Genomic DNA, 7,512 nt, shown 5'->3' with positions numbered 1-7,512 from the left:
CGACCGGGCCGGGACGCACATGGATGATCTCGCCCTTGACGCCGAAATCTTCGAGCACGCTTTCAAGCAGGCCGGCATTCTGTTCCAGCTGCTCCTGCGTCATGAAGAAGCCCTGACCGACAGGCGCTTCCTGCAGCAGTTCCTCGGACGGGAATTCATAGCCGTCGGCGCTCGGCGCACGGTCGGTCGAGCCGATGGTCGGCATGTTGCTCGGCGCGCGGGTCACCTGGGCCGGCATGGTGATCGCCGCCTTCGTGGCGACCGGCGCCGGCTGTTCGATTTCGACCGGTTCGGCGTCGATGATGTCAGCGGCGGCGACAGACGCCGGTTCTTCAGCCACGGCAACGGGAGCCGGGGCAACGTCGGCAAGCGGCTGCGATGCCGGCAGATCCTCGGGCTTTGCCCCACGAACGTCCACGACGCGGAACAGCGAGGTGATCGCCGTCGGCGGCACGCGGCGGATTTCAACCGGGCGCACGGGCGCTGGCGGCGTGACCGCAACGGGCGCAACGGCGACGGGAGTGATAACAGGCGTCATCGCAGCCGGCGCGGGCGTCTCGACAAAGGGCTTCGGATGCACGGCTTCGGCGCCCGCAACGTCTGCATCGTCGGCCGGGCCGAATTCGAAGAAGGCGAAATCCGACAGGAAGACGGAATGCGCAGCGCTCTGATCGACGGGAGCTTCGGCTGAGGTCGGAGCGGGCGTGGGCGTCACTTCGGCGACCGGTGCGGAAACGGCGATCGGCGTCGTCAGAACCGGCGCGAGGACGACGCCCTCATCGGCCGGCGCTTCGACGCGCTCGAGCATGGCCGGCTCGATCGTGTTTTGTGCCGCGGTCCAGGTCGGCAACTGGTTGGTCAGCATACGCAGCAGTTCGGACGGGCTGTAGGACGGCAGCGCGACCTCGGCCAGTGGCGCCTCGTCAGCCGCAGCGGCCGAAGCTTCGATCGGCGCGGGTTCGTCCGGAGCCGTCGCGACGGGCTCGACGGTTTCGACGACGACCGGAGCAGGCTCCGCCGCCACCGCGACGATCGCTTCTTCGACTTCGGTAGCCGTTTCGCTTTCGTCGACCTGCGGCGCGCGCCGCTTCATGAATTCGCGCTCGGGCGTGCGGGTAAAGCGCACGTTCGGTGCCAGGAAGAAATGGCTCTCCCAGGTGGAATCACCGTAGTGGCCGGCAATCTCCGAGAGGGTCGGCAAGGGTTCGCTCATCGTCGACGTCACCTGTGCAGGAGCGTAGGCGGAACCCTGCCCATAGAGGCGGGTCGCACGGCTCGCGGTTTCGGCCTGCTGGTTTGCCGGCCGGCGGGGCGCCGCCGGCGCCTCGTACAACTGATAGGGGTCGGCGGGGTCCGCCTCATGGGTGGGCATACCGCTCAACGCATCATCCTGCGGACCATCGAAATAATCCGCCTGGTTTGCATCATGCAAAGCAGCCTGTGAGAAGTTTGTCCTGGGAATACGCATGGGTCCTGGAAGAGCTAGAGACATCGCCGCGGGGCCTTCTAAGCGATAGGAAATGAAGGTTAACAAGTCCCTTCCAACGCCCCGTTTCGAACCGGACTCGGCGGTCGATTGCCGTCTTTCTGTGGGCTTGATGCAACGGCAAGGCCCGACGCCCCAAGGCGGCCGCGACATCCCGTCGCCGCCCTCGCACGGCCGAAAATATTTCTTGGATGAAGGCGGTATCAGCGCTCACAAAGGCATGCCCACGGTGGCTCGCCACCGGCTCCACCGGGAAAACGAATCGGGCCCGCGTGAGAGCATCACGCGGGCCCGATCGGACGTTTCAGAGACGTAGGCTTCGCTCAGCCTTCGCGGCCGGACGCAAACACCGCATGATGCCTGGCAAGCAGCTCGACCACCTCGTCGATGAAGGCGGGATCGACATCGGCCGAGAACTCGATGCGGGCATTCTTGCCGTCGCGCTTGAGCTTGGCAAAGGCGCGTCCGCCGGCGTCGACCAGCGTTTCCGGCTTGGTCGCCACCGCATCCGGCTTCGGCTTGCGCGACAGGCGGGTGAAGACGATCTGGAACCGCTGGTCGCTTTCGGCTTCGAGGAAGCGGCGCGAGCGGCACTCTTCCTGCGCCAGTTCCACGGTCGCCATATCCTCAAGCAGCGCGCCAAAGGCCATCCAGCGTTCGCGGCCGACCTTCGGCGCCGGGCCGATGGCGCGGGCGATCGCCGGCGGCACGCCTTCTGCCACCTGCAGCAGGCGCGACAGCTCGCTCTTCTGCACGGCGAGCGCCTCGCCGATGACCTTGCGGTCGAAGCCGCGGTCGGCAAGAGCGGACGCAAACATGGCGCGCTCGATGAAGGACAGGTTGCGACGCTCGGCGTTTTCCTTGCCCTGCGCCAGCACCAGCTCGTCGTCGGTCAGCGGCCGGACGATGGCCTTGACCTTGATGCCGAGGCTGCGCACGGCGTTGAGGCGGCGATGGCCGTAAGCCGTCTGGTAGCGGCCCTGCTTCTGCGGGTGCGGGCGCACGAGGATCGGAGATTGCTGGCCGCTGTCGCGAATGCTGTCGGCGAGCGCCAGGAATTCCGGATCGTCGGTCTCGCCATCGGTCAGGCGGTCGCCGACGAAGGACGCGTCGATCAGGTCCGGATCAAGCTCGACGACGCGCTCGCCCTGGTGCAGGGCCTCGCGCAGTGCGCGCGCCTCTTCCGCCTCGCGAGTGATACTGCCGAGCGAAAGCCCCATGGCCTTGATCGCGCCGGAGGCCGCCCGCGGCACGTCGGCCTGGGCTGCAGGGACGACGACCGGCTTTGCCGGCTGCACGCTTGGTGCGGCAGGCGCCTTGTCGTCCACTTCTGCGGCAGGCGCCGCCGGGGCGACATTGCCCGAAAAGAGTGCGCGCAGTTCGTTCTTGCGGTTGCCAGCCATGTCGGTCAGCGCCCCCAAGCCGCGTGAACGAGCGTTTCGATCTCGCCGTTGACGGCGTTCAGCGATTCGATCGCGCGGTCATAGGTGGCGCGGGTGAAGTTCTCCCGCCCGACCTCGTAGAGCGTCTGCTTCGTCAGGCCCGCATCGGAAACCGCCGTCGATTTCACCATGGCCGACGTCAGCACGCGGTCGCCGAAGAGCGAGCGCATGAAGCCGACGATCTGCGCCTGCGGCCCGTCATTCGGCTCGAAGCGGGTGACGAGATAGCGCAGGAAGTCGAAATTCAGCTCGCCGCCGGCCTCGCGCACGACGCTGAGCAGATCCGACGTCATGTAGAGGAACTGGTTCATCGAGGCGACGTCGAGCATCTGCGGATGCACGGTGACGACGACGGACGTCGAGGCACACAGCGCCGACAGCGTTAGGTAACCGAGTTGCGGCGGGCAGTCGATGATGACGACGTCATAGTCGTCGGCGACACTGGCCAGCGCTGCCTGCACGCGGGCGAAAAACAACGGCCCCGCGTCCGTGCCGTTCTGGCGCGCGCCCAGAGCCTGCGGCGTCGTGTGCTCGAACTCCTGCAGTTCGAGATTGCCGGGCACCAGATCGAGACCGTCGAAATAGGTCTTGCGGATGATGTCCTTCAGCGGGCGTGCTTCGGCGTCGTAGCGGATCGCGCCATAGAGCGTGTCGTTGCCGGTGAGGTCCAGCTCCGGCTGGTAGCCGAAAAGCGCCGACAGCGACGCCTGCGGGTCGAGGTCGACGGCGAGTACCCGGTGGCCGGTCATGGCGAGATATTGCGCGATGTGCACCGAAGAGGTCGTCTTGCCGGAGCCACCCTTGAAGTTGGTGACCGAGATCACCTGCAGATGTTCACCCGCTTCCGCATCGCGCCACTTGAGATAGCTGCGCGCCTTGGCGGCATTGCCCTTGGCAAGCGCCTGTTCGGCCAGATGCCGGCGCAGCGCATTGATGTCGGAGAGTGAATAGGAACGGCGGCCACCAAGACCGGTATCGGGCTGCGGCCCTTCGCCGGCAAGCGAAAGCTGGCGCAGGTAACCGTCGGAAACGCCGATCAGCTTGGCCGCCTCGCCCGAGGTGAAGCTGCGCAGCGTCTTCATCGCCGTCGGCGGGAACAGGCGCTCGCGCATCGCCTTCAACTGTTCGGAAAGCGCGCGGGCATCCGCCGCGATCGCCTCGTCGGCCGGGCGGCGGGCCTGGGCGTGGCCGGCGTCCTGTTTTGCCTGGGTTGCCGTCATATTCATTCTGCCATACTCCTTGCGCGCGTCAGCGGCCCAACGGCGCCCCATCGCGTTAACAGAGATTCAATTCAAATACGGCCAATTGGCACTTATTCGGAAAACTCCGTAACAGAGATGCCGGAGCTTGCGATTCGCGTCAAGAGTCGGGCGCCAATCAAAGGCGCGTGCGTTTGACGGGCAGGCCTTCCGGACGCCCACAAAACGAAACGCCCGCGGGGTGGCGCGGGCGTTTGCAAACATCGAAAAACTGAACTCAGAGCTTGGGACCTATATGATCAGGGATCGGGCACTGGTAGGGTTTGCCCTCGGTCTTTTCCCGCCATTCGGCCTTTGCCCGCGCCAAGAGATCGGCGTCGAGGATCAGGTCGAGACCGGTCGTGGCCAGTGATTTTGCCGCGTGGGCAAACGCCTTGTGGGCGGCCGGGCTCTTGCCCTGCGCCACGACCTGCCAGGTATGGGGCGCCGTGCCGATTGCCCAGGCGGGCGCCCAGCATTGCGCCGTCGGCGTGATCCAGCTGACGTCGCCGACATCGGTCGAGCCGGCGCGGAAATGCGACTGGCCCTCGAAATCGCGCAGGCCGAGATGCAGACCGGTCGAACCGTCCATGCGGCTGTTGGCGAAAACGTCGCCCTTGATCTGATAGAGCCGAATGCTGCTCGAGATTGCTTCGGCCGTCAGCGTCTTCTGGATGTCCTTGGCAAAGGCGATATCGGTTTCGTCGAAGGGCACCGGGCCGAGCGCCACCATGTTGTGGTGGATCGCCGTTTCCAGCGCGATGTTGGGCAGCAGGTTGGTCGCCGCACGGTCGAATACGATCTCGACCTCGGTCTCCGTCATCATCGCCGCCCCGTTGGCGATCTTGTCGATGCGGGCGGCGAGCGCCAGGGCCTCCGGCATCTGCGGCGCACGCACGAGATAGAGCGCCTCGGCGCGGGCCTGCACCACGTTTGCCGCCTTGCCGCCAGCATCGGTGATCGCATAGTGCACGCGGCAATCCTGCGGCATATGCTCCCTCAGGAAGTTGACGCCGACATTCATCAGTTCCAGCGCATCGAGCGCGCTGCGGCCGAGATGGGCACCGTTCGATGCGTGCGCGGCCATGCCCTTGAAGCGATAGTAGATTTCGAGAACGGCGAGATTGTTGGTCGAGCGTACCCCGTTGAAGGGTGCCGGGTGCCAGGTCAGCGCCGTATCGACATCGGCAAAGATGCCGGCGCGCGCCATGAAGGTCTTGCCGGAGCCGCCCTCCTCGCCGGGGCAGCCGTAATAGCGCACCGTGCCCGGCAAGGCGTTTTCCTTGAGGTAGCGGGCAAGCGCGACAGCGGCGAGCAGCGAACCGGTGCCGAGCAGATTGTGGCCGCAGCCATGGCCCGTACCGCCTTCGACTTCGGCGCGCGCTTCGGCAACGCCGGCCACCTGGCTCAAACCGGCCAGCGCGTCGAACTCACCGAGAAAGGCGATCACCGGCAGTCCCTGCCCGCTCTCGCCGACGAAAGCGGTGTCGATCTCCGCCAGCCCGCGCGACACGCGAAACCCGTGCTTCTCCAGCATGGCGATCTGTGTCGCTACCGACTTTTCCTCATGAAAACTCAGTTCCGCATGGTCCCAGATCGCGTCGCTCATTGCGGCGAATTCGGGCTTCAACGCTTCGATCGTTTCGACAAGGGCGGTTCGTGCGGCTGGATTTGGCATCAATCATCCTTTTGCGACGGCGCAGGGCGCGGTCGCATCAGCAGTTTTGTCTAGGGAGGTGCGGAGGGCGGCAAACGGCCGCCATCCGCTGGAGAGGAAGGGCTACGCCCGCATCAGTCGTCGAGCGTCACTTCCCAGAGGCGGGTGTTGGACTGCCAGACCGGCTGGCCATGCAGCTTCTTGGTGGCGCCCCAGATGTCGACCATGTCGTACATGAAGATGCCGGGGACTTCGTCGAGCATCAGCTGGTGGAATTCGTCGAAGATCGCCTGGCGCTTGGCCGGATCGGCTTCGACATAGGCCGCCTTCATCAGTTCGATCGCCTTCGGATTGTCCCACATCAGCGAGGCGTTCTTGTCCTTGTTGCCGACATAGAAGCTGTACATCAGCGCCGGGTCGAGGCGCGGCGAGACCGACTGCGAGATGACCTGGTAGTTGCCGGAACGACGACGATCGACCTGGGTCGCGTAGTCAAGCACCTCGATCTGCACGTTGAGGCCGACCTGTTGCATCATCGCCTGGGCGACGACGGCGGCGGGGAAGCTCGGCACGTTGCCGCGCTTGTTGGCGATGATGGTGATCGGCTCGCCGTTGTAGCCGGCTTCCGCGAGATCCTTCTTCGCCTTTTCCAGGTCCATCGGGATCTTCTTCTTCTGGACGTCGGAGTAGAAGATCGAGTCGGCCGAGACCATCGAGGCGTTGGCTTCACCGGTGCCGTTGGAGACGGCGGCGACGAGCTGGTCGAGGTCGAGCGCTTCGGCCATGGCGCGACGGACAGCCACGTTGCTCAGCACCTTGTCGCGGGTCTGGAAGTAGAGCAGGTTCTTGCCGTTGTTGCGCTTGACGATGAGCTGCATCGTGTCGCTGTCCTTGAACTCGGCAATGAGATCGGCCGAGACTTCGGCCGTATCGAGTGCGCCCGAAAGCAGGCCGGTCTTCACCGTCGAGGCGTCCGGGATGACCATGAACTTGATGCCGTCGACGAGCGGCCGCTTCGAGCCGACCATGCCATCGGGCTTGCCGTCATTGGCAGGCGAAACGTAATCGGCATTCTTTTCCAGCCGGACATATTCGCCCTTCTTCCACTCGGCCCACTTGAACGGACCGGTGCCGATGGGCGCGACATAGGCGCCGTCGGCGCCGACGGAATCTTGGGAGACGATGCCGGTGTAGCCGCATTCCGGCCGCGCCATCAGGCCGAGGAAGACGGCCGAGGGCTTCTCGATGCTCATGGTCACGGTGGATGCATCCGTGGCGGCGACATTCGTCACCTTGATCGACTTGCTGCCGTCGAAGTCAGCGGCGCAGGTCCACTTGGTCTCCGGCTTCATGTAGCGGTTCCAGTTCCAGACCACGTCTTCGGCCGTCAGCGGCTTGCCGTTGTGGAACTTCACGTCATCGCGCAGCTTGAACGTATAGGTCAGGCCATCGGCGGAGGCCTCGAAGCTCTTTGCCAGCAGCGGCTTCACTTCGCCGTTTTCGGCGTAGCCGACCAAGCCTTCGACGATGTGGAAGATCACCGAGTCGGTGTTGCCGTCTCGGTTGACGCCGGGCTCGTTGCTGCGGATGTCCGAACTCTGGGCAACCGTCAGGTCGCGCGCATGGCCGAGCGCGATCGCGCTCATCAGCATGGTGCCGGCAAGAAGTATGGTTTTCATGGGTTCCTCT

5 protein-coding genes are annotated in these 7,512 nt (G+C 64.9%); all 5 read right to left on the bottom strand.

What is annotated here, in order from left to right:
* Nucleotides 1-1,372: DNA translocase FtsK (locus L981_RS15135; RefSeq protein ID WP_371258874.1), on the bottom strand; the 1,372-nt coding region annotated here is incomplete at its 3' end.
* A 437-nt stretch (nt 1,373-1,809) separates the two neighbouring features.
* A complete protein-coding gene (repB, locus tag L981_RS15130; protein WP_043617589.1) occupies nt 1,810-2,889 on the bottom strand; it encodes a plasmid partitioning protein RepB in 1,080 nt (359 codons plus the stop codon).
* Nucleotides 2,890-2,894: 5 nt separating this feature from the next.
* A complete protein-coding gene (gene repA / locus L981_RS15125) occupies nt 2,895-4,154 on the bottom strand; it encodes a plasmid partitioning protein RepA (protein ID WP_043617565.1) in 1,260 nt (419 codons plus the stop codon).
* Between the two features lie 250 nt (nt 4,155-4,404).
* Nucleotides 4,405-5,844 (bottom strand): M20 family metallopeptidase, encoded by a 1,440-nt coding sequence (locus L981_RS15120; RefSeq protein WP_043617562.1) that lies wholly within the window; start codon nt 5,842-5,844, stop codon nt 4,405-4,407.
* 113 nt (nt 5,845-5,957) lie between these two features.
* Nucleotides 5,958-7,502, bottom strand: a complete 1,545-nt coding sequence (locus L981_RS15115) for an ABC transporter substrate-binding protein (protein ID WP_043617559.1) — start codon at nt 7,500-7,502, stop codon at nt 5,958-5,960.
* Nucleotides 7,503-7,512: the final 10 nt, after the last annotated feature.

Origin of the sequence: Ensifer sp. ZNC0028 (assembly GCF_000799055.1) — a bacterium.
Taxonomy (GTDB): Bacteria; Pseudomonadota; Alphaproteobacteria; order Rhizobiales; family Rhizobiaceae; genus Ensifer.
The sequence above is the reverse complement of the archived record's forward strand: the minus strand, read 5'-3'. Positions and strand labels throughout refer to the sequence as shown.

Bases quoted from the DNA above. Each gene is read 5' to 3' on its own strand.
- repB (WP_043617589.1), bottom strand. From the start codon at position 2,889: ATGGCTGGCAACCGCAAGAACGAACTGCGCGCACTCTTTTCGGGCAAT.
- repA (WP_043617565.1), bottom strand. From the start codon at position 4,154: ATGAATATGACGGCAACCCAGGCAAAACAGGACGCCGGCCACGCCCAG.
- L981_RS15120 (WP_043617562.1), bottom strand. From the start codon at position 5,844: ATGCCAAATCCAGCCGCACGAACCGCCCTTGTCGAAACGATCGAAGCG.
- L981_RS15115 (WP_043617559.1), bottom strand. From the start codon at position 7,502: ATGAAAACCATACTTCTTGCCGGCACCATGCTGATGAGCGCGATCGCG.